The 25,968-nt window shown below is 60.8% G+C and carries 20 protein-coding genes; 5 read left to right on the plus strand and 15 right to left on the minus strand.

All coding sequences use genetic code 11. The annotated features are described in order from the left end of the window. Positions 1 to 7: 7 nt before the first annotated feature. The 4 genes from ACZ5WW_RS09895 to hflX form a co-directional block, all read right to left on the minus strand. A complete protein-coding gene (locus ACZ5WW_RS09895; protein ID WP_377164657.1) occupies positions 8 to 937 on the minus strand; it encodes a restriction endonuclease in 930 nt (309 codons plus the stop codon). A gap of 11 nt (positions 938 to 948) precedes the next feature. Beyond that, positions 949 to 4,620 (minus strand): class I SAM-dependent DNA methyltransferase, encoded by a 3,672-nt coding sequence (locus ACZ5WW_RS09900; protein WP_377164656.1) that lies wholly within the window; start codon positions 4,618 to 4,620, stop codon positions 949 to 951. Positions 4,621 to 4,843: 223 nt separating this feature from the next. Then, complete coding sequence (locus ACZ5WW_RS09905; protein ID WP_377164654.1) at positions 4,844 to 5,617, minus strand: SDR family NAD(P)-dependent oxidoreductase; 774 nt, start codon at positions 5,615 to 5,617, stop codon at positions 4,844 to 4,846. Between the two features lie 263 nt (positions 5,618 to 5,880). After that, complete coding sequence (gene hflX, locus ACZ5WW_RS09910; RefSeq protein ID WP_377164652.1) at positions 5,881 to 7,212, minus strand: GTPase HflX; 1,332 nt, start codon at positions 7,210 to 7,212, stop codon at positions 5,881 to 5,883. 66 nt (positions 7,213 to 7,278) lie between these two features. Between hflX and ACZ5WW_RS09915 the strand changes: the two genes are divergently transcribed. Then, positions 7,279 to 7,773 carry a hypothetical protein gene (locus ACZ5WW_RS09915; RefSeq protein WP_377164650.1) on the plus strand — a complete coding sequence of 165 codons (495 nt, stop codon included), beginning with the start codon at positions 7,279 to 7,281 and terminating at the stop codon, positions 7,771 to 7,773. A 19-nt stretch (positions 7,774 to 7,792) separates the two neighbouring features. Here the strand turns inward: ACZ5WW_RS09915 and ACZ5WW_RS09920 are convergent, their stop codons facing one another. The 4 genes from ACZ5WW_RS09920 to ACZ5WW_RS09935 all read right to left on the minus strand — a co-directional run bounded on the left by ACZ5WW_RS09920 (position 7,793) and on the right by ACZ5WW_RS09935 (position 11,404). Next, a complete protein-coding gene (locus tag ACZ5WW_RS09920) occupies positions 7,793 to 8,347 on the minus strand; it encodes a PH domain-containing protein (RefSeq protein WP_377164648.1) in 555 nt (184 codons plus the stop codon). 40 nt (positions 8,348 to 8,387) lie between these two features. Then, positions 8,388 to 9,341, minus strand: a complete 954-nt coding sequence (locus tag ACZ5WW_RS09925; RefSeq protein WP_377164646.1) for a sugar phosphate isomerase/epimerase family protein — start codon at positions 9,339 to 9,341, stop codon at positions 8,388 to 8,390. Positions 9,342 to 9,419: 78 nt separating this feature from the next. After that, positions 9,420 to 10,712 carry an ATP-dependent Clp protease ATP-binding subunit ClpX gene (clpX, locus tag ACZ5WW_RS09930; protein ID WP_377164644.1) on the minus strand — a complete coding sequence of 431 codons (1,293 nt, stop codon included), beginning with the start codon at positions 10,710 to 10,712 and terminating at the stop codon, positions 9,420 to 9,422. A 44-nt stretch (positions 10,713 to 10,756) separates the two neighbouring features. After that, positions 10,757 to 11,404, minus strand: a complete 648-nt coding sequence (locus tag ACZ5WW_RS09935) for a hypothetical protein (protein WP_377164642.1) — start codon at positions 11,402 to 11,404, stop codon at positions 10,757 to 10,759. Positions 11,405 to 11,495: 91 nt separating this feature from the next. Between ACZ5WW_RS09935 and ACZ5WW_RS09940 the strand changes: the two genes are divergently transcribed. Then, the gene (locus ACZ5WW_RS09940) at positions 11,496 to 11,921 is read left to right on the plus strand and encodes a type II secretion system protein (protein WP_377164640.1); all 426 of its coding nucleotides are present in this window, start codon (positions 11,496 to 11,498) and stop codon (positions 11,919 to 11,921) included. Positions 11,922 to 11,929: 8 nt separating this feature from the next. Here the strand turns inward: ACZ5WW_RS09940 and ACZ5WW_RS09945 are convergent, their stop codons facing one another. Continuing rightward, positions 11,930 to 12,706 (minus strand): hypothetical protein, encoded by a 777-nt coding sequence (locus ACZ5WW_RS09945; protein ID WP_377164638.1) that lies wholly within the window; start codon positions 12,704 to 12,706, stop codon positions 11,930 to 11,932. Positions 12,707 to 12,827: 121 nt separating this feature from the next. On the opposite strand from ACZ5WW_RS09945, the gene ACZ5WW_RS09950 reads away from it, so the two are divergent. Further along, the gene (locus ACZ5WW_RS09950) at positions 12,828 to 13,742 is read left to right on the plus strand and encodes a DUF2167 domain-containing protein (protein ID WP_377164636.1); all 915 of its coding nucleotides are present in this window, start codon (positions 12,828 to 12,830) and stop codon (positions 13,740 to 13,742) included. A 3-nt stretch (positions 13,743 to 13,745) separates the two neighbouring features. Next, positions 13,746 to 14,822, plus strand: a complete 1,077-nt coding sequence (locus tag ACZ5WW_RS09955) for a hypothetical protein (RefSeq protein WP_377164634.1) — start codon at positions 13,746 to 13,748, stop codon at positions 14,820 to 14,822. A gap of 6 nt (positions 14,823 to 14,828) precedes the next feature. Here ACZ5WW_RS09955 and ACZ5WW_RS09960 read toward each other — a convergent pair whose 3' ends face one another. After that, on the minus strand, positions 14,829 to 15,806 hold the full coding sequence (locus ACZ5WW_RS09960) for an alpha/beta hydrolase (RefSeq protein ID WP_377164632.1): 978 nt from the start codon (positions 15,804 to 15,806) through the stop codon (positions 14,829 to 14,831). Between the two features lie 62 nt (positions 15,807 to 15,868). Between ACZ5WW_RS09960 and ACZ5WW_RS09965 the strand changes: the two genes are divergently transcribed. Then, positions 15,869 to 16,456: a septal ring lytic transglycosylase RlpA family protein gene (locus ACZ5WW_RS09965; protein WP_377164630.1), complete on the plus strand. Its 588-nt coding sequence runs from the start codon at positions 15,869 to 15,871 to the stop codon at positions 16,454 to 16,456. Here ACZ5WW_RS09965 and ACZ5WW_RS09970 read toward each other — a convergent pair. The 5 genes from ACZ5WW_RS09970 to ACZ5WW_RS09990 form a co-directional block, all read right to left on the minus strand. Beyond that, entirely contained in the window at positions 16,447 to 19,599 is a 3,153-nt protein-coding gene (locus ACZ5WW_RS09970) for an efflux RND transporter permease subunit (protein WP_377164628.1), read from the minus strand. The genes ACZ5WW_RS09965 and ACZ5WW_RS09970 overlap by 10 nt on opposite strands. A 37-nt stretch (positions 19,600 to 19,636) precedes the next feature. Continuing rightward, positions 19,637 to 20,887, minus strand: a complete 1,251-nt coding sequence (locus ACZ5WW_RS09975; RefSeq protein WP_377164626.1) for a TolC family protein — start codon at positions 20,885 to 20,887, stop codon at positions 19,637 to 19,639. A gap of 109 nt (positions 20,888 to 20,996) precedes the next feature. Beyond that, on the minus strand, positions 20,997 to 21,503 hold the full coding sequence (locus ACZ5WW_RS09980) for a hypothetical protein (protein WP_377164624.1): 507 nt from the start codon (positions 21,501 to 21,503) through the stop codon (positions 20,997 to 20,999). A 68-nt stretch (positions 21,504 to 21,571) separates the two neighbouring features. Further along, on the minus strand, positions 21,572 to 24,784 hold the full coding sequence (locus ACZ5WW_RS09985) for an efflux RND transporter permease subunit (protein ID WP_377164622.1): 3,213 nt from the start codon (positions 24,782 to 24,784) through the stop codon (positions 21,572 to 21,574). A gap of 5 nt (positions 24,785 to 24,789) precedes the next feature. Next, complete coding sequence (locus tag ACZ5WW_RS09990) at positions 24,790 to 25,965, minus strand: efflux RND transporter periplasmic adaptor subunit (protein ID WP_377164620.1); 1,176 nt, start codon at positions 25,963 to 25,965, stop codon at positions 24,790 to 24,792. Positions 25,966 to 25,968: the final 3 nt, after the last annotated feature.

Raw genomic sequence — 25,968 nt, forward strand, 5'->3', positions numbered from 1 at the left:
AATCCGCCTAGTTAGAGCCCTTCGCCCCGAGCGTTACCTTGCCATCTTTATCAAATGCAACTCGTTTCAGATCCACATCTCTGATAACTTTGTCTACCGATCCATCGAGGTTCTTAGCTAAGAGTGTGGCGACCCCATCTGCGCCAATAACCATTTCACGAACACCTACCTCGACGCTGGGCACTTCATATGTAATACCTTTGATTGGTATCAATTTGTCATGAACTAAAATATGGCCGCCGTTGAGGACAAACGAACCGCGATGCATATTGTCACAAGAACTTCCATATCCGCCTAGTGTAAGATCTCTTAAGGTCACTAATACCGAGCCGTCCGCATTGAAAATCGATTCAAGCACCGTCTGTATTGACGCACCTATTATACCTTCATCATACATTTTCTTTAGCAGCATCCGCCCCTCATCAGTAAACACCGGCTCAGTTTTGGATTTGCTGTAGTCATATGACATCACATGCATTTTTATCGTGATGGTTTTCAAACGGCCTTCCATATCCCCCTCAGTAACCTTCCTGACTTCCCAAAGTGAAATGTCACTCCCGACTATATTCTTCGCATTTGAGGCATATTTTGCCGCTGGCTTCGTGAATCCGGTAGCCGAAGCGAGTGCTGCTGATTGGATTTTTAAATCTGGAAGTGCTCCGGCAAGTTTTTGCACATCTCCACGACCAACTTTGGTATTTCTTTCGGTGTAGTCCTTTGCCTCACCCATCAATTTTTTATCGTCGTCCTTTTGAAGGACATCCACTTGATACTTAGTGCCAGAAACTTCACCTCTGATCTGACGATCATGCTCCACCTGCTTGTCGGGTTCTAAAAGTTTAAAAACGGCAGCTACAAGCCTCTCATATGCTTGTCCGTCTTTAGAAGGTTTGGAACCATACAAGTCAAAGAAAAGATCATCAATAGGTGAACTCATAAAAGAATAAGTTAAACGCCAAACCGCTCCCCGTCCTTCCGAGCTCTCCCCAGCGTAACGAGGCTTTCGAGGATTTCCTGGAGGTCGGGGGTTTTGGCGCGGGAGAAGTGGGTGGTGAGTTCTTCGGCGGTGACGGGGTGGGCGGCGGCGTGGAGGGCTTGTTCGGTGGCGCGGATGCGTTCGGCGAGGGGTTTGGGCCAGGGGATTTTGGCGCCGGGCTTTTGGGTGGCCGAGGTTTTGGTTTTGGACTTGGTGCCGCTGGTCTTGGGTAGATCGAGGGTGTCCTGGATGCCTGAGGCTTTTCCGGCGGGGTTCTGGTAGTCGGGGCGCAGCCAGTGGATGATGCCGCGGGCTTCTTCTTCGGAGCGCTGGGCGTTGAGGGTGACGAGGCGCTGGAGGATTTCGGCGTCGAGTTGCTGGTCGAATCGGGCCACTGCGGCGTCAAACATGTCGAGGCTAGCATCGAGCACGCGGATGCTTCCGGTCTGGAGGTCGTGGATGGTTCCCTGGCGGGTTTCTTTGCGTGCCTGCCAGAGATGCTGCCAGCCGTAGGCAGCGAAGACGGCTTCGTCGAGGTCGTCGTGGAGCTGGAGGAGGATGGAGACGAGCCCTTGGTCGTGAATGAGCTTGTCTTTGGCGCTCAGCTCCTTGCCCGCGCGCAGCCTTTCCAGGACGTTGTACATGCCTGTCAGTGTCAGGCTGGGATGGGTGGCCTGTACGCGCTTGCGGTGGGCGTCGAGTTCTTCGGCGATTTTGCGGATGCGGTCTTTCTCGGCTTCGGCGCAGAGGGGGAATGGGAAGGGATCGAAGCAGCGAGACTTCGCATAGACCGAATCGTTTCCAACTCCTAGCCAACTACCAGCAGCCAGTGAATAGTTCACATGAACGCGGCTGCTGAGTACACCAAGATAAAAAGTGTCATCGAGAGCGATCACCACCAGCTTGTTATCTGGCAACGTGTCTGCATTGAGAAATTGAAAGACGCGATGCTTTGCAGTCTCGACTGTTGCGATGTAATTCTGAAGTCCACCCAATGCGGGACGCAGGTCTCTGCGCGGTTCGCCATGGATCCACCAATTGCGCCGATAGCTGTCACGGTTGTTAGCGTCACGCTCAGGTTTGACGGTGGTGAGCACATGCTGATACACAGAGGGATAGCGCTCACGCACCTCTGCCTCTTTGAGACCAAAAAGATCAATCACAAATACCCCGCGTGGAGAGTCAGTGAGATCACGGCCATTACGATAGGGGCGGATATGGTTCTCCAATCCAGCAACGTTACCCACGCCCATCGCTTTTGCTTCATCAGGGGTTAAAATGAACCCGGAGCCAATGAGTTGCATGCCACGATAAGCGATACGTTCATTTGCGCGCAAGCTCACCGTCCCCGTTACATCGGCACCTACTGTCAAATCTCCTGCGATTTTACCGCGCTTCGTTAGCAACGTCACGTTTGCAGAGCCGTCCTCATGTTCTTCCTCGTCGATGACTTCGAACAAGTCTCCTTCGCTGGCTCCTGCGACACCAACGGTCATGGCGATGCGAACGGCGGCACCTTCGGCGGTGTCCACCCATGGGTGATCGGGGATGGCGAATGCGAGGGAGAGCGATGGATTGGCGTTGAGATGGTGCTGCACCACTCGACGGGCAAAGGTCTGGCGGAGGCTGTTGGTGGTGATGAGGCCAAAGCGCTGTGCCTGCCCCGCCCGAACGAGCAGCGCGGCCTTGTGCCACCAGTAGAGGACGAAGTCTGCAGACTCGGGGACGTCTGGATATGTTTTGCGCAAGGTTTCGGCGTAGCCGTCTCCTAGATCTTCGCGCATGCGAGCGGTGCCTATGAACGGCGGATTGCCCACGATGAAATCTGCCTCCGGCCATTCGGCTGGCCGCGGGTTTGCATATGCCAGCAACGGAACGCGTTTGGACTCATCAGGCACGTCGCGGTTGGTCACGGGGTCGGTCTTGAAGCTGCGACGGTCCCAGACGGTGAGGATAGCGCTGGGGGCCGGGCAACCAGGCCGGACGGTGTCGGGATTCGCTGCAATTGCGCTGGCAACGCCTGGCAGTTGCCGATTACTGAACGCCATCATCCAAGTGACAGGCTGGGGCTCGCCGTCGTAGGCGAGGACGGCATCGCGGCACTGGATGTTTTTAAAGGCGCGCAAAATCGGCTCTGGCGGGGTGCGCTGGCCGTGGATTTTGAAATGCCACTGGAGGTAGCCGATCCAGAGGACGAGCTCGGCGATGGAGGCGGCGCGGGGATTGAGCTCGATGCCGAGGAACTGGTGAGGATCGATGGTGTGGGTTTCGAGTTCGAGCTTCATGTCCTCGCCGAACTGGGCGGCGCGCTCGAGGAGCTCGCCTTCGAGGATTTTGAGATGCTGGAGGGCGACGTAGAGGAAATTGCCGCTGCCGCAGGCGGGGTCGAGGACGCGGATGTGGCAGAGCTTGTCGTGGAAGGTGTTCATCTCCTGCCGGGCCTTTTTGAGGTCGCCCTTGCTGGCGAGGGTGACGGCGGCGGCATAGACGTTTTCAAACTCCTCGCGCAGGGGCTCGATGACGGTGGGGAGGACGAGGCGCTCGACGTAGGCGCGTGGGGTGAAGTGAGCGCCGAGGGCATGGCGCTCTGAGGGCACAAGAGCGCGCTCGAGCAAGGTGCCGAAGATGGCGGGCTCGACATTGCGCCAGTTCATTTTGGCGGCCTGCTTGAGGAGGCCGAGCTGGAGGCCATTGACGGGTAGGACGGTGTCGTCTGCAAAGAGGCCGCCATTGAACTTGAGGAGCTTTTTGCGCAGGACGACGGAGATGCTCTTTCCGGTGCCGGTGTTCATCTCCCGGAAGAGGGTGCTGAGCAGCTCGGGGAAGCCGGTGCCGTCTGCGGGGACGGAATGCAGCAGCTCGGTGAAGGCGTGGTCGGGGAGGAGGCCGACGTCCTCTGCGAACATGCAGAAGAGGCAGCGGGTGAGGAACTGGGCGACGACTTCGGGGTCGTGCTTTTCCTGCTCCAGGGATTTGGCGAGCTCTGCGAGGTAGCCTGCGATCTCGCGGGTGACCTCGGCGCTGACTTTGGCGGGATCGAGCGCGGTGGGATTGGTCCAGATGAGGCGGAGGCGCTCGCGGATGTCTTCGCGCTCGAGGTCTTTGAGCAGGATGCGGAAGGTGCGCGGATCTGGGAAAGGGAGGTAGGCCTTTCCGGCCTGGGTGAAGTCGGCGTAAACCTCGATGCTGTGGCCGACATCGCAGACGAGGATGAAGGGGGGATTGGGATCGTCGGCGGGGAGGGAGCGGACGTAGCGCTCGGCCTGGCCTTTGGCGCGGATCATGGCGTCGTCCCAGGAGCCGGTGCCACGGACGGGGCCGGATTTTTTCTGCTGGGCGAGTGCGCCGGCATCGATGGCGGCGAGTTCCAGGGCGGACTGTTCGAGCTTTTGGGTGGTGAACTGCTTGGACTCGAGGACGAAGTGACCGCGGCGGTAGAGGTCGAGGAAATTGGTGCTGGTGCCGCCGGGGACTTTAACGGGGTATTCGAAGCTGTAGCCGTCGGCGTGGTTGTGCGAAGGGGCTGGGAGGCCGAGGAGCTGGGTGAGGCCGATGAGAAAGCTCTGGGAATTGGCGCGCTCATTGGCCTCGGCCCGGGACCAGTGGTCGATGAAGGAGGCGGGAGTGAGGGCGGGCTGCGACATGGGTGGCGGATGAAAGCGGAGGCATGCCGGAATGGCAAGGATTTGTGAGCAGCCCAATTCCTTATGCCACCAGGTCAACCCTCGGCTAATTTCATAAGCTAAAACCACCCACCCCACTCCCAACCCAACCACCCCTTCTCCACCGCCCGAGCAAAAAGCCCCGAGTCTCCTCACAGGAACTCAGGGCAAACCACTGTCAACAACGGTCAACAACCGTAAACTCTCACCGCAGATTAACCGCGCCACCATCGATCGGGTAGCTGCTCCCCGTCACAAACGACGCCTCATCGCTGCACAGATACAGCGCCAGCGCCGCAATCTCCTCCGGCTTCGCCATGCGCCCAATCGGCTGCGCCTCGCTCAGCTTCTGGAACATCTCCGCTTCCTGCCCCGGATACGTTTTGGCCAGATACCCGTCCACAAACGGCGTGTGCACCCGCGCTGGAGCGATGCAGTTGCAGCGGATCCCCTGCTTGATGAAATCCTTCGCGATCGAATACGTCATCATGAGGACGGCGCCCTTCGTCATCGAATAAGCAAACCGGTCCGCCAGCCCCATCTGCGCGGCGATGGAGCACATGTTCAGGATGACGCCCTTGTTCACCGCGGTCATGTGAGCCAGCGCGGCCTGGGCGCAGGCGTGGACGCCCTTAATGTTCACCCGGTGCAGGCGGTCCATGTCCTCCTCTGCCGTGTTCAACGCATTGCCGATGTGCGCGATGCCGGCGTTGTTCACCAGGATGTCGATCTTGCCGTGGGTCTTTGCCACCTCGTCAAACAGGGCTTTCACCTCCGCATAGTTCCCCACGTCGCAGGCACGGCCGCAGCCGCTGCCGCCTGCGGCCTTGATCTGGTCCACCGTGCTCTGCGCGGCCTCCTGCTTGAGGTCCAGCACTTCCACGTGCGCCCCCTGTTTGGCGAAAAGAACAGCAATGGCCTGGCCGATGCCTGAGCCGGCTCCGGTGATGATGACGGTTTTATTTGCGAGTGAAAACATGAGTGAATGTAAACAGAGATTGGTGATGGTTTTTTACGGCTTTCCTGTCTTTGAGCCAGTCAATTCTGAACGGCTGGCCGAGGTGCGGGCCGGAATTTGAAACGCGAATGGCCGCGAACAGCCGCGAATGACCGCGAAGCCGAGCCGACCTAGCGTCATTCGCGTTGGAAGCACCGGCTCAACAACCGGCAGTCCCCTCCCTTTTTTGCATCCTTTTTTGCATCCTTTTTTGCGCCCCTTTGCGGCCAACCATTCCGGCACCTCTACTTCTTCCCCTTCTTCTTCCCAGCCGCTTCGGGGTCCACCGGCAGAAACGCCGCAAACCGGCTCTCCAGGCGCTTCGGGATCACGCACTGGATCTCCGCCCGCCCCGTCTCGTAATCCTCGCTGAGCACCTTGCCCTCCTGATGCGCCAGCGCCACCAGATCCATGCGGTCCAGCGGCAGGCTCAGCGTCAGCCGCACGACGCGGTCGATCATGAAATCATGCAGGCGGTGCAGCAGGTCGTCCATGCCCTGGCCGGACCTCACGGAAATGAACACCGCGTCGGAAAACTCCCGCTTCAGCTCCATCAGCCGCGCATCGTCGATCAGGTCCACCTTGTTCAGCACCAGCAGCACCTTCTTCTCCCCCGCGCCCAGCTCCGCCAGCACCTTGGACGTGGTCTGGTAAAACTCCACCGCCTGCGGCGAGCTGGCATCAATGACATGAATGAGGAAATCCGCCTGAATGGCCTCCTCCAGCGTGGCGCGGAAGGACTGCACCAGATCATGCGGCAGATTGCGGATGAACCCGACGGTGTCCGTCACGAGCAGCGGCTGACCATCCGGCAGCTCCATGCGCCGCGTGGTGGTGTCCAGCGTGGCAAAGAGCTTGTCCTCCACATACGAATCAGAGGCCGTCAGCTTGTTCAGCAGCGACGACTTGCCCGCGTTCGTGTAGCCCACGATGGCCGCATGCGGCACCGGCACGCGGCTGCGCTCCTTGCGCATCGTCTCGCGCTGCTTCTTCACTTCTTCCAGGTCCGCCTTCAGCTTGTCCAGCCGCTTGCTCGCGAGCCGGCGGTCCACTTCCAGCTGCGTCTCACCCTCACCGCGCGCCGCACCCGCACCGCCGACGCCCCCCCCCGCACCACCGCCCTGACGGTCAAGGTGAGCCCACATGCGCGTCAGCCGTGGGATGGAATACTCCATCCGCGCCAGCTCCACCTGCAGCCGCGCCTCGCGCGTCTTGGCACGCATGTTGAAAATGTCCAGGATCACCTCATGCCGGTCAATAACACAGATGTCCCCCTCGCTCTCCCAGGCGCGCTGCTGCCCGGGGCTGAGCTCATTGTCCCATACGATCACGTCCGCCCCCAGATCCTTCGCCTGCTTCATGAGCTCCGCCGACTTCCCGCTGCCAATGAGGTGCCGCGCCGTGTGCTCACGCGCAAACACCAGCTCCTTCCCAATGATCTGGATGCCCAGCGTCCCGACCAGCTCCGCGAGCTCCTCCAGCAAGTCTAAAGCCTCCTGCTTCTGCCTGCGGTCGAAGTACGCCGCGATCAGAAACGCATTCTCAACGGCATTGGGTTTTTCTCGGATGTCAAACATGGGGGCGTCAGTATGAAGCGCTGCGGCTCATTGCCAAGCTGCGTATTCCATGCCATGAACACCCACATGACACGCCGCCACCTCCTGCTGAGCCTCTGCCTCGGTCTCGCCGCCTGCGACTCCTCAGACACCGCCCCCCTGCCGCTGAACCTCTATGAGTGCGATGCCGGCGAGGCCGCAGTGCGCCACCTCATCTCCAGCCTGCCCGACCTCAATCCCGGCGTGGCCAAGAGCTACTCCATCGTCCTCGGCGAGATCAACCGTGACGGCATGACGCCTGCGACTGACGCCTTCACCAAACGTTTTGCCGACTTGAAGCTCAAGTTCATCAACGCCCAAAACCTCAAGGACATCGAGCCGGACCACACGATTGCGGATCCCGACACACGGCTTGCCGCATTCATCCTGCAGCTCCGGAATCTCAAGCCCACCAGCGCCACCACCTGGGAGGCCGAGGCCGGCTGGAGCTACAAGAAGGAATTTGGGCGCATCAAGCTGCGCCTGGAGGTGAAGGATGGCAAGACGAGCGTGATCAGCTCAGAAAAAGTCGGAGGATCCTGACCCACCCGCCCCAGGCCCCTCAGTGCAGGGGGCCGCTGCTGCCGTCATCCACGCTGTCCACGTCCATCTGCCGAACGCGTTTACGATCGCGCTCATTTTGCACTGCATTGCGAAGTTTTTCCCTGACAGCCTCCACATTGGGGATGGCGCGCATCGCCACGGTGGGAGTGGTGGCGTCAGTGGTGATCATGGTGAGATTGCCGAGCCCGACGAGGCGCAGCAAAAACGGCTGCTCCATGGTGTAGTCGCGCACGCGGAAGAGCTCGAGTTCATCGACTTTTTTGTTGAGGATGCCGGCGCGGATGCGGAGGCGCTGGGTGGTGAGCTCATAGGTGGTGCATTTGGTCACCCACCAGCGGGTGAGCCACATGAGCAAGGGGATGATGAGCGCGAGATAGCCCAGCATTCCCACGCCGGCGGTGGCGAGGCCAAAAACGGTGGCTGCCACGGAAATGCCTGCGGCGAGGAGGATGCAGAAGAAGTAGTACCAGAAATGAACCCACTGTGAGGTATGGCCGGACCAGAGGGTGGATTCCGCTGCTGGGGAAGGAGGGGAGGCGTCGTCGGTGGGCATGATGTGGGAGGGTGTGTGAGGTTAGGAGGCGGTTGGAAAATCAGAGCAGCGCCTTGATCTCATCCAGCGCCTGCTTGGTGCGCTTGATGCCTTCGATCTCGGTGTGCTTGTCGCCTTCGTATTCGATGCCGATGTAACCGTTGTAACCGGCCTTGACGACGATGTTGATCAGGCGCTCGAAGTCGAGGGTGATCTCGCGGCCTTCGCGGCGGTCTTCGGTGTAGAACTTGCCGGCGCCGGTGTCCCAGTCATAAGCCTTGGCGCTCATGCCTTTCTTGACCCAGGGCATGAACTCACGGAGGCCTTTGTAGGGGTTGTAGAGCTCGCCTTTGACGCGGTCGGTGTAGAAATTGCCAAAGTCCGGAAGGATGCCGACGCGGGCGTGGTCTGCGGCTTTCATGACTCCGGTGAGCCAGAGGCCGTTGCTGGAGAGGCCGCCGTGATTTTCGACGACGACGTAGAGGCCGCGCTTGTCGCCTTCGACACAGAGACGATGCAGGCCGTCTGCGGCGAGTTTCATCTGCTCGTCCGGGCTGAGCTTGGGGTCGCTGGCGGCATTCACGCGGATGCTGTGGCAGCCGAGGGTGGCGGCGGCGTCGAGCCACTTGAGGTGATTTTCGACGGTCTTGGCGCGCTTGGCTTCATCGGGGTCGCCGAGATTGCCTTCGCGATCACACATGATGAGCAGGCCTTGGACGCCTTCACCTTCCTGGCGCTTTTTCATTTCGCCGAGGTAGGCGGCGTCGGCGGCTTTGTCGAAGAACATCTGGTTCACGTACTCGACGCCGTCGATGCCGAGGCTGCGGGCGATTTTACAGAAGTCGAGATGCTCGTGGCGCTCGGCGCTGCCTTTGCCAAAGATGCCTTTGTTCAGAGACCACTCGGCGAGCGAGATTTTGAACGGCGGCTCCTTGTCGGCGGCGATGAGGGGGCGGGAACCGGCGGCTGCAATGGCGGTGGAGACGAGCTGGAGGAAGTGGCGGCGGGAAGTCATGGATGCGATGGCCGCAATATGACGTGCAGTGCCGCCAAACCTCCAGAAGAATTTTTGCCCGGGGATTGTAACAAACGGCTAGGCAGCCTTGCGCTCCACCCGCTTGCGCAGCATGGCGGCACGCTCTCCTTTGACGACACCTTCGTTGATGGTGACGCCGCGCACGTCCATGCGGCTGGGGACGTCATACATGACGTCGAGCATGATGCGCTCGAAAATGCTGCGCAGCCCGCGTGCGCCGGTGCCTCTGGCGACGGCCTCCCTGGACATGGCCAGCATGGCGTCGCGGGTGATGGAGAGCTCCACACCGTCCATGTTCATGAGCTTGGCGTACTGCTTGATCAGCGCATTCTTGGGCTCGGTGAGTACCCGGACGAGCTCCTGCTCGGTGAGCGGCTCCAGCGAGCACACGACCGGCAGACGGCCGATGAACTCAGGTATCAGGCCAAATGACAGAAGGTCCTCGGGCTCCACTTCCATCCGGGATTTGCCGGCTTCGGGCTTGGGTGCATGAGAATTGACAAAACCCATGGTTTTGCCGCCACGGCGGCGTTCCATCAGCTTGTCCAGCCCGACAAAGGCGCCGCCGCAGATGAACAGAATGTTTTCGGTGTTCACCTGGATGTACTCCTGCTGCGGGTGTTTGCGCCCGCCCTGAGGCGGCACATTGCAGACGGTGCCTTCGATGATTTTGAGCAGGGCCTGCTGCACGCCCTCTCCGGACACGTCGCGGGTGATGCTCACGTTTTCCGTCTTGCGGCCGATTTTGTCGATCTCGTCGATGTAAACGATGCCCATCTCGGCACGTGAGACATCGTAATCCGCCGCCTGGAGGAGGCGCAGGACGATGTTTTCCACATCTTCTCCGACGTATCCGGCTTCGGTGAGAGTCGTGGCATCTGCGATGCTGAAGGGCACATTGAGAATGCGCGCCAGAGTCTTGGCGAGCAGCGTCTTGCCACAGCCGGTGGGGCCCATGAGAAGCACATTGCTCTTTTCAATTTCCACATCGTTCGGGTCAGGCAGGGCTGTCGTCACCTTGCGGGACGTTCCGCTGCCGGCACGGGTGGCCTGCTGCTGTGTGTGGAGGATGCGCTTGTAGTGGTTGTGCACTGCAACGCTGAGCACTTTTTTCGCCTGTGCCTGGCCGATCACATGCTGGTCGAGCAATGCAGCGATGTCTGCGGGGCGTGGCACCAGAAGTGAAGGGCCGCCCTCGGAGTCAACGGTCGTCTCTTTGTCGAGGATGTTTTTGCAGACGTGGATGCAGTTGTCACAGATGTAGACCCCAGGCCCCGCGATAAGCTTTTTTACCTCTGCATGGCTTTTGCCGCAGAAGGAGCAGAGTGTAACGTTGGAGCCGCGAGCCATGATTTGTGATGATGTCAGAATGTCGCACGTGAGCAGGTTGTACGTCAAGGTGACGCTTCAAGAGAACGCACAACAACCTGCTCTTTGTCATCCCTGCCGTACAATACGTTGAGTTTTGTGCCTGCAGATGCCTGCAAGGACAAAACGCAGTCCCGAGAAGCCAGAGCAGCCTGCCAGTCCTGCCGGATGAGCCCTCGCGGGTCCTGAAGTTTCCACCCCTGCCCTACCCGCAATTGAGGGTCCAGCCAGGACACCGCTTCGAGGCCCTGGATTACCGCCCCGGGAGGGATCTCGGCACCGTCCAGAAACCAAGCCTTGGGCACCAGGCTTTGCAGGGCTTCAAAATGCTGCCGCCGCAATTCCTGGCTCCAAAAAGAGCGCAAAGCCGGCAAGTGGAGGAGAGCCTGCTCCAGAGGTGCGCTGGCCAGCGAGGCACTGCCTGCCGTCAAAGTGATGCCATCCTGATCCTGCACGTAATCAAATGAAAGCCAGAGCTCTGCACCGACCTCACTCCCCGGGGCAAGCGCCATCCAGTGCGCCAGGAAACTGCCCAAGGGTTCCCCGATGCGGGCTTTGCTGACGCGGGCCTGCAGGATCTTGCGGGCTGCGGCCCAGCGCAGGATGCGATAACCGGCTGACTCAACGGCTTCACGCTGTTTCCGGGAAAGTTGTGCCGTCAGATCGGGTTTCATGGGTGCTGCTGCTCTGTCTAAAGTGCAGAGAGAGTCACCCGTCAAAACGAGAGATTGCGACGAATGGATGTTTATGATAATTATAAACCTCGTGTCATCCCCTTCCCTTCCTGCTCTGCGCCTGCACAGCCAGCCCCGTAACCAGGCGGCGGGTTTTTCATTGGTGGAAGTGCTCGCGGTGATCTGCCTGATCGGCATTCTCAGCAGCATCGCGCTCGGCTGGTTCGGGGGAAACAACAAGAGCAGCATCGAGCGTGTGATTCACCAGCGGAACGCGCAGGAGATCGTTTCACTGGGAGTCTGCGCCACCATGGGAGGGGCGGACTTTGTCGTGCCCGGCAACAAAATGGCGACGGCCGCCAACCTGATTGTCGGAGTGACCGGCCGGGAGGGAATGTGGAAGGACAAACTTTTCCGCCTCAACAACCTGAAACCTGCCGACCTGCCCGGCGCGCTGACTTTTGTGAAATTTGAATCTGGCCTGCTGCTCTATGCCCCTGCCGGGCAGCAGCCGTGAGGCCGGACCTAGTCGGCTCTTGATTCCAAGGTTGCGGTGGCAGGCAGCTTCGCGGCCTCCAGGGGATTGGCTGCCGCAGGTTCATCAGGGAAGATCACCACAATTTCGCGGATGTCCTGCGGCGCGCGCTCTTTGTGCTCCTTGAGCACCCAGTGCTGGACGAACTTGGCGACAGACAGACGGCTGGCCTCGCGCACATGCCGGATCTTGCCCGGGACTGCGGCACGGCTTTCGAGAATGGATGTCAGCCCTTTTTCGAGTTCGGCCATGTTCTCCGCTGCGTTGAACCTCAGCCAGCCTGCTTCGGATTTTTTTTCCATCGTTTCCGTGCGAATCGCAGGTGGCAGCGAGGGCCGGATGGCTGGCGCGACCACCACGCAGCGTCCGTTTTCAACCGTCAGCTTCCATTCGTCAGACAACTTCAAATGGTAGCGATAGACGACCATCGCGCGAATCTCCGCGACTGTGGTGCCGAGGTAGATGGCGTCATTGAGCCATGTCTTGGTGTCATATTTGGTGACCGTCTCCTCTGTGTCCAGGGTGGCCAGTTCCAGAACGTCGCCATGAGTCGAGGCGATGCGCTTCACGTTTTCGCGAAAGCTCTCGGTGATGGTCTGTTTTTGGAAATGCTCAGCGAGCCACTTCATGCCGAAGCCCGCGTCCACCATCTTCCAAGCCACGGCGGCCCCGAGGATCACTGCCAGCAGAAACGCCAAGGCGAGGATGGTGAAGCATCCCGGCCCGCGACGTGGCGCGGATTCAGGTGTGAGATCGGATTCAGCCATGGGATGAAAAAAAGGGATAGCTGGTGGTGAACATGCCGCCTAAGGCATCCTCTGCCAATTACGAATCTGGTAAAAACCTCGCCTTGACGATCTCCCTCAGCCCCTGCGAAACTGCGCCTGCATGAAGTCTTCATTCTTCCCTCGCGCCGTGCTGCTGATTTTGCTGGCAGTCCTACCCTCAATCCAGGCACAGCAACCGGGCGATCAAAATGCCAATGAGGAAGAAAAAAAGCTGCTGGATGCCATGGAGAAGGTGGGGTGGGTGCGTGAAGGCGCGGGAGATCTGGGAGGCGTCGCGAAGATCGCCATTCCGAAAGGCTACCGCTTCACCCACGGCAGCGGCACCAGCCGTGTGCTGGAGCTGTTTGGCAATCTGCCCCAGTCCTCCGCCTCCGGCATGCTCACCACCGAAGGGTTCGGCCCATGGATCATCTTCAGCTATGATGACTCCGGCCATGTGAAGGATGACGAGAAAAATGACATCAATGCAGACGAGCTGCTCAAACTCCGCCGTGAGCGGCTGGCGGAGTCCAATGAAGTGCGCAAGGAGCGGGGCATCCCTCAGCTCGCCATCTTGGGCTGGGCCATGCCACCGCGGTTTAACGACACGACCAAGACACTCGAGTGGGCGGTGAGGATCCAAAGCCTGGACGGCAAAGGCGGCGAGTCGGTGAACTACGAGACGCGGCTGCTGGGCCGCACGGGCTCGATGCAGGTGCAGCTCGTGTGCGGGCCTGAGGAATTCCAGCCTCTGCTGGCTGAATTTCAGCGTGTCATGCAAGGCTTCTCCTATGTCGAAGGCCAGCGCTACGCCGAGTTCCGCAAAGGGGACAAGGTGGCCGAATACGGCCTGACGGCACTCGTCGCCGGCACGGGTGCGTTTGCTGCGGCCAAAATGGGTTTGTTTGGCAAAATCGGGATCTTCTTCGCCAAGCTGGGCAAGGCTGCCATCCTGCTGGTGGTTGGTGTGCTGGCGGGTTTGAAAAAGCTGCTCGGCAAACTCTTCGGCGCGCGCGAACAGCCACCCAGCGAATAGGGCATGACCGACGGCCAGACGCTTCTCGCAGTCTTTGTGCTGCTCTACCTCATGGAGTGCCTGCGCCTGGTGCCTGCCACTGCATGGATGGCTGCGGGCACAGGAAACAAAGGCTGGAGCACCCTGCGGCCATGGATGAAGCTGCAACTCGGCGGCGGCTCTCCGCTGCTGCTCTCCCCGCTGCCACCGATGAGGGCGCATGCCCTGGCGCTGCCCTGGATATTTGCACCTGATCATGACTCACTGCGTGTGAGACTGACCGACAGCGTGAGCACCTATGTGCCGTGGGAGCAACTGGCCCTGCGTGTGGAGGAAAACCTGCTGCATCTTGGCACAGGCTGCCGCGTGCGCCTGCCCTCAGCCGCACTGGCCGAGGTCTGGCGGCAGCGGCTTGCTGAATGGCAAGGCCTGAAACCCGAACAGCGGAGGAAGGCCTTTCTCAAGCACGCGCGAGCGAGCCTCGACGTCAAGTCTGCCAGCCAGAGTGCTGCGGCTTCGGCGGGTCAGAGCCGCGCGCTGCGCCTGCTGGCAACGACCCATTTCATGTGGTGTTTCGGCGTCCTCAGCGTCCTTTACCACCGCTTTGGAGACAGTCTGCCCGTGCTCGCCGCCGCAGGCGTGCTGCTGCTGCTACAGTTCATCCAGTCATGGCTGTTTCTGCGGAACACCCGGAAAAACGCCGCCCTGATTCCCCACCGCCGCTGGCGTGCGCTGGGCATCGTCTTCCTGCCGCAGCTGACGATGAGGGCCTTTGACAGCGTGAATCTGAGCACGGATGCCGAACCTCCGCACCCGCTCGCCTGGCGCAGCCTGCTGGATGAGAAGCCATGGCTCGAACATGCACGGCAGTTTTGGCGTGAAAGCCGTTACACGCCCGGCTGGTCTGAAAACGCCCCTCTCACGCCTGAGGCCGAAGCGCTGCGGTCATTTTTCCAGAGTGAAGGTGTTGCGGAGACTGATTACGATCCGCCTGCTGAGACGAAGCTGCCCACCTGCCCGCGATGCAGGGCGGAATACCAGAGCGGTGTCACCTCCTGCGCCGATTGCGGCGGGGTGGAGCTGAGGCAGCCAGCGACATAAGCCGCATCACGGATTGGGAACGTGGCGCAGCATCCACTCCGCCATCTCTGCGTAGATGGGAAAATCTGTGATCAGCACATTGTCGTGGTCGGCGCCGGGGATCTCCACCCAGCGCTTTTCCAGCCCCTGGGGCAAAGCCTCGTAGAGATGCCTTCCACACTCGACGGGTATCACACGGTCTGAAGTGCCATGGGCGACCAGCACCGGGCATTTTAAGCGGGGAGCCAGAGCCGCAGAGTTCGCTGCGCTGATGGCCACATCCGTCTGGCATTGGTAAAACCAGCCGGTGATGCGGCTCCATACCGAGCCGAGCGCCTCGCCGGCCCAGCCTGCCGTCTGATGACGGACGACGTGGTCCAGCGAATCAAAAGTCGAAACCAGCACGGCGGCACGCCACGGTGCGCCCTCCTGCGAGAGTGCACGCACACTGACGGCCCCACCCATCGACATGCCCATGATGCCAGCAGGCTGAGGGTTGAATCCAAACTTCGCCGCCGCCTCCTGCAAAACCATTGCCGGCAAGTGCCCCTCCCTGACACCAAAGCAGGCTGTCTCTCCCTGATGCTCCCCATGCGCGGGAAGGTCTGGCAGAATGCAGCGGAAGCCTGCTGCACAGAAACGCTCTGCAACCAGGAGGTAGTCCTCCTTCCGGCCCCGGCGGCCATGCACAAGCACCAGAGTGCCCACCACACTGCCCGGAGCCACGAGGGTGAGCCCTTTCTGGAGCAGCTGTTCCCGGATCACCAGCCCACGCTTCCCCAGGGCTCCATGCGGAGCTGGCTCGCATACGAGGCAGGGAGTGCCGTCAGCACAGGTCAGAGGCCTCAGCAGGACCCCATGGGCGGCGGGGTCCGCGAGGAACTCCCGATGATAATCCTGCAACGGCCTGCGAGGGGGATGCGCCATCTGGTCTGCGGCCAGCCAGCCCGCCAGAAATGGCACCAGCAGGAACACACCGCCGAGCACGATTCGTTTTCTTTTCACCAGGCGATGATGAGCAAGATTGTGCCGGGTGCCAATCTTGTTATGCTGCAAAACAGCAGATCATGAAATATTCAGTGCCTCTTCGAGTCTTTGCCATCGTGCTGCCCGCTCTGCTGGCCAGCTGCGCCAAGCCCGCCTATCAGGTGCGTGGCTACGCCTCCTACATCGCGGAGCAGTATGCAGGCCGCTACACGAGCTCAGGGGCCATTTATCAGCCCATGGGCTGGACGGCTGCGCACAACACGCTGCCATTTGGCACGGTGGTCAAGGTGAAGAACAACTACAACGGCCGCACGGTCAATGTGACGGTGAACGACCGCTTCCCGTCTTACCCGAACCGGGTCATCAATCTCTCCCGTGCCGCAGCCCAGGAACTTCAGATTCCCTACCAGCAGCTGGGGGATGTGACGGTGACCGCCAAGACGGTGGCGGGCGGTCCTGCCACCGCGGGCAGTTACAACACCGCGCCTGCAAGCACCTACACCTCGGCCCCGCCTGCGGGCTACCCTGCTTCTGGCAGCTACTACGGAGCCCCTCCCGCGCCCAAAACCCCGTCTTATCCAAACAAGGCTGGCACAGTCCCACCCGCAGGCTACGGCACCAGCGCGCCGCCTGCGGGCATTCCACCACCGCCGCCCGGCTATCGTTGACCGGCTGACGGCTCCGGGGTCTTCGCTTTGCGCTCGATCCAGTCATAGAGCATGGGGAGCAGCAGCAACGTGAGCAATGTGGAGCTGATGATGCCACCAATGACGACGGTGGCCAGAGGGCGCTGAACCTCTGCACCGGCACCGTGGGCGAGCGCCATGGGGACGAAGCCCAGAGCGGCAACGAGGGCGGTCATCATGACGGGTCGCAAGCGGGTGGCGACGCCTGTGAGGACGGCATCACGGACGCTCATGCCCTCCTCCCGCAGCTCGTTGAAGTAGTTCACCAGCACGAGTCCGTTGAGGACGGCGACGCCGCTCAGCGCAATGAAACCGACGGCGGCGGTGATGCTGAAGGGCATGCCGCGCAGCTCCAAGGCAATGATGCCGCCAGTCAGCGCGAGCGGGATACCCGTGGCGACGAGGAGTGTCTGGCGGATGCTGCCGAAGGCGAAGAAGATGAGCATCAGAATGAGCGCCAAGGCGGTGGGCACCACGATGAGGAGACGAGCACGAGCTTCCTGGAGGTTTTTAAAAGTGCCGCCGAACTCGAAGCTGTAGCCCTCGGGGAAGGTCACTTCTTTTTTAATGCGCGCGCTCGCTTCATTAACGAAGCCTTCCATGTCTCGCCCCTTCACACCGACGAGCAACGCGGCACGGCGCTGCGTGCGGCTGTGACGGATGGGTTCCACGGTTTTCTCGGTGTGAATGTCCACCGCATCTCCCAGCGAGAGCATGCCGAAGTCGCCAACACGCAGCGGCAGGCTCTTCATGATCTCCTCCTTGGCGCGCTCCTCCTCCGGAAGGCGCACGACGATGTCGCGCTTGCGATTGCCTTCGACGACCTGGCCGGACACCTCCCCGCCGAGGCCGGCTGAGACGGCATGATTGAGCTCGGCCAGAGGAACGTTGTACTTGGTGAGGATGTCGCGCTTCACCTGCATGACGACGGTGCTGGTGCGACCGTCTGTTTCAAGCTCGGCGGATCCGCCCGGAGTGTTGTTGATGATGTCACGAATCTGGCTGGCAAGCTTTTCGAGCATGTCGAATTCGATGCCATAGATGCGCACGGTGAGCTCGGCCTTGGAACCTTCCATCATTTCATTGAAGCGTGTCTCGATCGGCTGGCCGAATTCGATGGTCTGGTCTTCGTGCTCACTGAGCGCCTCCTTCTCGATGGCTGCACAAAGCTCGGCCTTGTTAGTGGGAAGGCCGGGCCCTTTGGGCCACTCGGACACGGGTGTGTAGAAGATGTAGAAATCCGTTTCATTGGGCGGCATCGGATCGGTGGCGACTTCGCTGGTGCCACTGCGGGAGAAAAAGCAGGTGACCTGTGGAAACTTTTCGCGCACCATCCTGCCGAGCACGAGGTCCTCATGCAGAGACTCCTTGAGGCTCATGCCGACTTTGCGGTAGATCATCCCGGCGATGGAGCCTTCATCCAGCTTGGGAACGAACTCGGCCCCCAGTGTGCTGAACCGCCAGCCGCAGAAAGCAAAGAAGGCGACGGCCAGAAGCACCACCGCCCCACGCATTTTGATGGCGGCACGCAGCATGGGCTGGAACACGCGATTGAGAGCTGAGATGATCCAGTTGTCTTTTTCCGCGACATTCCCGCCGAGGAAGAACGAGCACATCGCGGGCATGAGCGTCAGCGCCAGCAGCAGGGCTCCGGCGAGCGCAAAAATCACCGTCACCGCCATGGGGCGGAACATTTTTCCTTCGGTGCCCGTGAGCGTCAGGATCGGCAGATAAACGATGGTGATGATGAGCACGCCGAAAAACATCGGGCTGGCCATCTGCTTGCTGCCGGCGAGCACTTCGCGTGAACGCTCTTCTTTGGTGAGAATACGTCCGAGGTGATGCTGCTTGACGCCGATCCTGCGAATGATGTTTTCCACCATGACCACAGCACCGTCGATGATCAGACCAAAATCGACCGCGCCAAGACTCATCAGATTGCCAGACCAGCCACCCTGCACCATGCCACAGATGGCGAAGAGGAACGAGAGCGGAATGGCCAGCGCCACGATCAAAGCCGCGCGCCAGTTTCCGAGAAGGAGGAGCAGGACGACAATGACGAGCACGGCGCCTTCGAGGAGATTTTTTTCCACGGTGCCAACGGTGGCCTCGACGAGATCAGACCGCTCGTACACGACGGTTACATCCATGCCTGCAGGCAGCTTTTCCTTCAACTCCTCAAGCCGTGGTGCCACGCGATGACAGACGACACGTGCGTTCTGTCCCATAAGCATCATCACGGTGCCGAGCACGACCTCCTCCCCGTCCATGGTGGCCGCACCGCCGCGGAAGCCGGCGCCCCACTGGACCTTGGCCACGTCCTTCACCCGCAGCGGCTCGATGGCGGCACCAAACTTGATTGGCAGCTGGGCGATTTCCTCCGCCGTGCTGACGCGGCCGACACTGCGAATGGTGAGCTGTTCGTCTCCACGATTGATGACACCACCGCCGGCGTTTTCGACATTGCCACGAATGATGGCGGCGAGTTCGCCCACGGTCATGTTCGCCGACTTTAATTTATCGAGGATGGGCTCGACCGTGACCTGTCGCTGATGCCCGCCGTTGCTGTTGATTTCCGCCACCCCTTGCACGACGCGCAGGTGGGGTTTTACCACGTATTCGTGCGTTTCCCAGAGGCGCATGAGGCCTTCGCGTTCATCGGCTGGCTTCTCCTTGGCCCCCTTTTTCCAGTGAAGGGTGTAGTAGAATATTTCACCGAGCCCCGTGCTGATGGGGGCGAGGCTGAGCGAACTGCCCGGTGGCAGATCGCGCATCACGGCGGTCAGCCGTTCGGTGACGAGCTGGCGTGCACGAAATATGTCCGCGTCGTCTTCAAATTGGATCGTGACCTGGCTGAGGCCAAACTTGGTGAGAGAGCGCGAATCCAGCACCCCGGGCATGCCGGAAAGCGCCATTTCGATGGGGCGGGTGACGGCGCGTTCGGATTCCTCGGGTGCGAGGGCAGGCACAGCGACGTTTACCTGCACCTGCGGGCCGGTGAGATCCGGCACGGCGTCGATGGGCAGGTGCATGAGAGAATACAAGCCCGCACCGAGCAGGCCAAAAGCCCCCAGCAGCACGAGGGCACGCTGGCGGACGGAGAAGTCGAGAATGAAATTGAGCATGGCCGCAGAAAGAGTGTTTCAAAATAATGCGACCAGCCTACTCCGCGAGGGAGCCGCCCGTGAGCTGCTCAAGCTGCAGACGTGCGTCCACAGCGCCAAGCTGCGAGGTGAGCACCGCCTTGACGGAGGCGATGTACTGGCGTTGCAGCTCGGTGTAAGTCGCCAGCGGCAGCGCCCCCAGGCGATAATGCTCATCGGCTTCAGCGGCAGCCTTGCGAAAGCTCTCGAGGGTGTCTGCGGGCCATTTGGCGAGCTCCTCCGTGTGGATGCGGTAATGGCTTGCCTGGGCGGCGACATCACGCTCGAGCTGGCGCATTTGCGCGGTGAGCATGACCTCCGCCTGCACTTCCCTGGCTTTTGCGGCGTCGATCGCGCCCTTGTTGCGGTTCCACAAAGGCAGCGGAATGGAAACGCCGATGCCCACCTGCGTTTCGCGGGTGAGGGTCGTCTGCTTCTGCATGTAGGGCTGCACGGTGATGGAAGGCCAGCGCTCGTTTTTCGCGAGCTCCACATGGTAGCCCTGCTGCTCCACATCAATGAAACGGGCACGCAGTGCGAAGTTTTTGCGACGTGCCTCAGCCAGCAGAAACTCGAGCGCGGGCGGCGGGTTGAGCACCAGATCTTCCATGCGGAGCTCAAGCGGGTGCTCGGCTTTTTCGCCCAGGAGCTGGTTCAGCTCAAAGCGTGCGGCGGCGAGTTCATTGCGGGCCAGTGTGGCTTCAGCGCCGAGCGTGAGAGCACTGGCCTGGATGATGCGTGCCTCAAGTCGCGGAGCAGCGCCGGCGGGGTCGCGCTGGAGCAGCACGGAGGCGAGGGATTGGAAGCGCTTTGCCACCTCTTCGGCGGCACGGGTCTGCTCCTGGGCGGCCAGCAGCTTCCAGGCGATGGTGCGCACCCGCCCGGCCAGAGCCGCACGGAACTGGGCAAAGCCGAGCTGGGCCAGCTCGATGTCTTTTTGTGCGATGGCCTTGCGCAGGGAGAGGCGTCCCGGCCAGTCAAAAGTCTGCGTGAGCTGCACCGCCCAGGTGGGGCCATCGCTGACCTGGGTGGTGGCGAGGTCCCGCAAATGCCAGTTGCCGACGCCGACCATCATGTCGGGGTTTTTGATCTCCCCCGCCTTGGTTTTGCCACCACGGGCAACGTCGATCTGAGCCTCGTAATAACGCAGCTCAGGGTGCGTGGCGAGAGCCTTGAGGACGAGTGAATTGACTGAGACAGGCTCCGCGCCGCCAGAGCGGGAGGCCAAAAGCAAAACAAAGAAAAAGGAAACGAGGGAGGGAAATTTCATGCGCGTAAAAAGGAAAATGGATTCGAAAACAGACTGAGTATGCGGAGTCATCCGCGACACATGCCAACACTGCCCGCAGGTGCGGATGCAGGATTTCAAAGCCATTTTCTCAACAGCGCATGACTGTCCGGCCTGATCTGAGCGCAAGGCCGTGCGACCAAGAGCCTCTCAGAAGCCGCGCTGCCACGGCCTGATCTGGCGAAGGTCTGGCAAAGCGGCAGTCAAGAACCGTCACCGGAATGACGGTCTGGGCGATGCCTTGCGTGGGCGACTGCTGCTGCTGCTGGGCCCGTGAAGCCTCATCGACAGACTTGAAGGCCAGGATGTGGTCCGAGGCGGAAGATTCAGGCGTCACCGCAAAGGCCATCAAAAACCTGCACAGGGCATCATGCTGGTGGCGGGAGAGCTCGGCCGTGGATTTACCCGCATGGGAGAGGACGACGGTCAGCCCCTCCTCATTCGAGACGCCCACCTTGACGGCATGGTCACCATCGATCAAAGCCGCCGCCATGCAGATGGCCGGCGCTATTCCCTGAGAGGAAAGCAGCCAGCCTGCCAGCAGCAGCAGATGCACCAGCCTGGTGAGAGGCCTGGAGTGATGGCGGTGTGCGCGCATGTCAGATTGGAGGATAATTGTATAACATATCCTACAAGGGCAATCTAGCACAAAAAGAGAGGCGGGTATCAGCCGTCCGCGGGTGGACGGTCCTCCGGCTTTTCCGAGCTTCTCTTTTCCGAACCTTTCTTTTTACCCCACGACAAAAATGGCTGGTGATCGGGGCCTTCGATAAGGACGTACTGACTGTGCAGGCCTTCTTCTCCGGCATCAAAATGCGGGTAGAGCACCGGCAGGATGAAAAGCGTGAGCAGGGTGGCGGTCACCAGCCCCCCGATAATGACACAGGCGAAGGGGCGGGCGGTTTCCGCACCGACGGCATGGGACAAGGCCGCAGGCAGCAGGCCCAGAGCAGCCATGGCGGCCGTCATCACCACCGGCCGGACACGGCTGATGGCCCCCTCCCGGACAGCCTCCGCCATGCGCATGCCTTCCTTGCGCAATTCGCGGATGCGCTCGACGAGGAGCACCCCGTTCTGCACCGAGACGCCAAAAAGGGCGATGAAGCCCACCAGGGCCGAGACAGACATGGCCAGCCCCGCGAGCGGCAGAACCAGGATGCCACCCACGGCAGCGAAAGGCACGTTCAGCAGGATGAGCGTGGCGAGCTTCGCGGAATCAAACGCGGTGAAGAGCAGGAAGAAAATGGCGATGAGCGTGATGGGCACGACCAAGATCAGGCGTTTCACGGCGCGCTGCTGGTTTTCAAAGGCCCCCGTCCACTCCAGCCGAAATCCCTTGGGGAGCACGACCTGGGCGTTCACTTTCTGCTGTGCCTCGGCCACCAGCGTTCCCAGATCGCGGCCACGCACGGCGAGCTTCACCGCCGTGAGACGGGCGTTTTCTTCGCGATAGATGCGGGCGAACCCGGGCTTCACCTCCACAGAGGCCACGGCCCCCAGCGTCAGGCGCTCACCGTCGGAGCCCGACACAGGGATGCGGCGAATGCCATCAATGCTGGCAACCGAACGCGGGATCATTTTGACGACGAGATCAAAGGTGCGCTCGCCTTCCAGCACTTTGGTGGCAACGGAACCGCCCATGGAAGTCTCAATGACCGACTGCACATCCGTCATCGACAATCCTGCACGCGAGATGGCGGTGCGATCCACCGCAATCTGGACCTGCGGCTGCCCCATAAGACGGTCGGTGCCCACATCTGCGGCACCGGGGACAGTATTGAGGATGTCCACGATCTGATCCGCGAGCTGCTGGAGCTTCTCAGGCTCGTCACCAAAGATTTTCACACTCAGCTCCGACTTCACACCTGAGATGGCCTCGTTGACATTGTCCTCGATGATCTGGCTGAACTGGAACTGAACTCCGGGCACTTCGACATTGAGCCTGGCCTTCATGGCTTTGACGAGGCCGTCCCGGTCCTTGGCGGTCTTCCACTCCTCACGCGGGTAAAGATCCACTGAAGTTTCGCTCACATCAAAACCGTTGACGTCCGTGCCGTCGTCGGGCCTGCCGTTTTGGGTGATGATGGACCTGGACTCCGGAAAAGAGGCCAGCACGGCACGCATGCGGCGCATGATCTTTGCGGACTCCGAAGGCGCAATGGTCTGCGGCAGGAAGGAACGGATGTAGAGGGAGCCCTCATCGAGCTTGGGGAGGAATTCCGTGCCCGTATGCGAGGAGACGACTCCGGCGACCGCCAGCATGATGACGCCGCTGAAAACGATCGTCCGGCCATGCTTGAGCGCCCAGTCGAGCGAGGGGCGGTACATGCGCACGAGAATGCGCACGAGCCAGGATTCATGCTCCCCCGGCCCCTTCTTGAGCGCGTAGCTGGCCAGCAGCGGCACAATCGTGAGGGCAAGAATGGTGCCTGCAACCAGCGCAAACGTCAGGGTCAGCGCCATGGGCTTGAAGATTTTGCCCTCCACACGCTGCATCGTGTAAAGCGGAAGGAAGGCCGTGAGGAGAATGGCCTTGGAAAAGAGGATGGGCCGCCCCATCTGCCCCACCGCCTTGGGCAGCAGCTTGAAGAGGGACTCCTTCTTGTCCCGCCGCTCATGCATCATGCGCAGCAGGTCCTCGATCACCACCACGGCGGAGTCCACAATGATGCCGAAGTCGATGGCCCCCATGGAGATGAGGTTTGCGGGGATGCCGCGCAAGTCGAGCATGGAGAAGGCGCCCAGAAGCGAGAGAGGCACGACGGCAGCAACCACAAGCGCGGAGCGGATGTTTCCCAGCCCGAGGAAAAGAATGAGAACGAGCAGCACAAGCCCGATGCCGTCCGCCATGTTTTTATGCACCGTGTGCAGTGTGCGGTTGATCAGATTGGTGCGGTCATAGTGCATGTGGATGTGCACCCCGGCCGGCAGAAACTTGGTGTTGATGATGTCGATCTTGTCACGCACACGCTCGAGGACTTCCATGGCGTTCTCGCCTTTGCGGAGCATCACAATCCCCTCGATGGCGTCATCGAGGTCGTAGTTCTCAGCCGGGATGTTGCGGCCCACCCTGCCGAGCCGCAGTTGCTCGCCGATCAAAACGCGCCCCAGGTCCCGCACGCGAATGGGCGTGCCTCCGCGCGTCTCCACCGCGATCTGGCCGATGTCCTCCAGCGACTGCACAAAGCCGAGACCGCGGACGATGAACATCTCCGGCCCGTGCTCAATGTAGGCACCTCCGGCATTTTTATTGCCCGCAGAGAGGGCATCCAGCACCTGGCGCAGCGAGATGTCGTATGAGAGCAGCTTCATCGGGTCGATCAGCACCTGGTACTGCTTGGTGGCGCCGCCAAAGCCGATGACATCGACCACGCCTGAAACCGTGCGCAGCTGGCGCTCGACGATCCAGTCCTGCACGGCACGCAGCTCTGTGGAGAGCATGCTCCGCGGCGCATCGAGCGTGTAGCGGTAGATCTCGCCCACAGGGGTGGTGTCCGGCGAGAGCCGCGTGTCCGCATCCGGCGGCAGGCTGACGCTGGAGAGCAGCTGGAAAGCCATGTTCCGGCAGTAGGCGCGGTCCGCGTCGTCATCAAAAACGATGGTGACCTGAGAAAGACCAAAGAGGGAGACGGAGCGGATCGACGAGCGCTTGGGAATGCTGTTCATGGCATTCTCGATGGGCACCGTCACCAGGCGCTCCACCTCCTCTGCGGCGCGCCCGGGGAGCAGCGTGATGATCTGCACGGAGACGTTGGTGACGTCCGGATAGGCCTCCACCGGCAGGCGGTTGAAGGCCAGCGCCCCGGCGAGCACAAACAGCACCATCAGCGCGAAGGCGATGGGCCGGTGTTTAAGAACGTATTTGGTGAGCGTGCCCATGGCGATCAATGTTCGGCCTTCTCGGCGCCGGCGTTGGCGGTGCTGGTATTGGCGTCCAGCAGGCTCTCCAGAACCAGCGCACCTTCGGAGACGACCTCCTCGCCCGCAGCGAGCCCCTTGCTGACAAAGACATGCCCGGCGTCTTCCGCAGCCGTGGTGATCTGCCGCATTTCAAAGTCGCTTTCAGATTTGCGCACAAAGACGCAGGCCTTTCCCTCCCTCAGGAACACCGCCTTGATGGGCACCTGCGGCATTTTGGGCACGTGGGTGATTACGTTGACGTCCACATACATCTGCGCCTTCAGCAGCTTCTTCGGATTGGCCACCGTGCCTTTGGCCACCACGGTGCGCGTTTCAGGGTTCAGCGACTGGCCGATCACCGTGAGCACTCCGGGGAAAACCTGGTCCCCATAGGCACGTGAGCGAATCTCCAGCTTCTGCCCGACCTGCAGGTTTGACAGATCCTGCTCGCTCACATCCAGGTGGACCCACAGGGATTCGGGATCCGAGATGATGAAAAGCGGGGCCGCCACCACGGCCATGCCGGCGAGCATCTGGTCAGACCTCACTTCCTGGCCCGGCTGCACGTTGCGGTCAACAATGACGCCTCCCATGGGGGCTTTCAGCGCAAAGGAACCGTTCACATCGCCGCCACGCCCGCCCCACACGGCCAGCCGCTCGACCGCACGATCGCGCTCGGACTGGGCGTCACGGAAGGCTGTGTCCGCCGAGTCGAGCTCCTTCTGAGGGAGCACACCCTGCTTGAACAAGTCCTGGGTGCGCTCCAGCACGCGTTTGGCCAGCGCCAGATCCGTCTCAGACTTGACGGCATCTGCCTGGGCCTGGCCGAAATCCGGAGAGGTGATGCGCGCCAGCTCATCTCCCACCGCCACCTTCTGCCCGCGTGCGCCTTTGATGCTGGCCACGCGCCCGGCGAGGGGGGAAAAGACATTGGTCGTGACGTCCTCGTTCCAGACCAGCTTGCCGGTCAGGTGCAGCACCACTTCGTCTTTTTCCCGGGCCGGCTGGACACCGATGGCCTTGAGCTGCGGATCCCCTGCAGTAAAAAGAAGGTGATTGCGCTCCACTTTCAGCGGGTAAGGATCTGGCTCCACAACTGCGGCCGGTTTGCATGATGCGATGAGCAGCACCAAAAGCCATGAGTGTCTGACGATTTGCATGAG

The organism is Prosthecobacter fluviatilis (genome assembly GCF_055388355.1).

What these genes read in the sequence shown, in the direction of transcription:
- ACZ5WW_RS09895 (WP_377164657.1), bottom strand. Translation starts at nt 937, where the DNA reads ATGAGTTCACCTATTGATGATCTTTTCTTTGACTTGTATGGTTCCAAA.
- ACZ5WW_RS09900 (WP_377164656.1), bottom strand. Translation starts at nt 4,620, where the DNA reads ATGTCGCAGCCCGCCCTCACTCCCGCCTCCTTCATCGACCACTGGTCC.
- ACZ5WW_RS09905 (WP_377164654.1), bottom strand. Translation starts at nt 5,617, where the DNA reads ATGTTTTCACTCGCAAATAAAACCGTCATCATCACCGGAGCCGGCTCA.
- hflX (WP_377164652.1), bottom strand. Translation starts at nt 7,212, where the DNA reads ATGTTTGACATCCGAGAAAAACCCAATGCCGTTGAGAATGCGTTTCTG.
- ACZ5WW_RS09915 (WP_377164650.1), top strand. Translation starts at nt 7,279, where the DNA reads ATGACACGCCGCCACCTCCTGCTGAGCCTCTGCCTCGGTCTCGCCGCC.
- ACZ5WW_RS09920 (WP_377164648.1), bottom strand. Translation starts at nt 8,347, where the DNA reads ATGCCCACCGACGACGCCTCCCCTCCTTCCCCAGCAGCGGAATCCACC.
- ACZ5WW_RS09925 (WP_377164646.1), bottom strand. Translation starts at nt 9,341, where the DNA reads ATGACTTCCCGCCGCCACTTCCTCCAGCTCGTCTCCACCGCCATTGCA.
- clpX (WP_377164644.1), bottom strand. Translation starts at nt 10,712, where the DNA reads ATGGCTCGCGGCTCCAACGTTACACTCTGCTCCTTCTGCGGCAAAAGC.
- ACZ5WW_RS09935 (WP_377164642.1), bottom strand. Translation starts at nt 11,404, where the DNA reads ATGAAACCCGATCTGACGGCACAACTTTCCCGGAAACAGCGTGAAGCC.
- ACZ5WW_RS09945 (WP_377164638.1), bottom strand. Translation starts at nt 12,706, where the DNA reads ATGGCTGAATCCGATCTCACACCTGAATCCGCGCCACGTCGCGGGCCG.
- ACZ5WW_RS09950 (WP_377164636.1), top strand. Translation starts at nt 12,828, where the DNA reads ATGAAGTCTTCATTCTTCCCTCGCGCCGTGCTGCTGATTTTGCTGGCA.
- ACZ5WW_RS09955 (WP_377164634.1), top strand. Translation starts at nt 13,746, where the DNA reads ATGACCGACGGCCAGACGCTTCTCGCAGTCTTTGTGCTGCTCTACCTC.
- ACZ5WW_RS09965 (WP_377164630.1), top strand. Translation starts at nt 15,869, where the DNA reads ATGAAATATTCAGTGCCTCTTCGAGTCTTTGCCATCGTGCTGCCCGCT.
- ACZ5WW_RS09970 (WP_377164628.1), bottom strand. Translation starts at nt 19,599, where the DNA reads ATGCTCAATTTCATTCTCGACTTCTCCGTCCGCCAGCGTGCCCTCGTG.
- ACZ5WW_RS09975 (WP_377164626.1), bottom strand. Translation starts at nt 20,887, where the DNA reads ATGAAATTTCCCTCCCTCGTTTCCTTTTTCTTTGTTTTGCTTTTGGCC.
- ACZ5WW_RS09980 (WP_377164624.1), bottom strand. Translation starts at nt 21,503, where the DNA reads ATGCGCGCACACCGCCATCACTCCAGGCCTCTCACCAGGCTGGTGCAT.
- ACZ5WW_RS09985 (WP_377164622.1), bottom strand. Translation starts at nt 24,784, where the DNA reads ATGGGCACGCTCACCAAATACGTTCTTAAACACCGGCCCATCGCCTTC.
- ACZ5WW_RS09990 (WP_377164620.1), bottom strand. Translation starts at nt 25,965, where the DNA reads ATGCAAATCGTCAGACACTCATGGCTTTTGGTGCTGCTCATCGCATCA.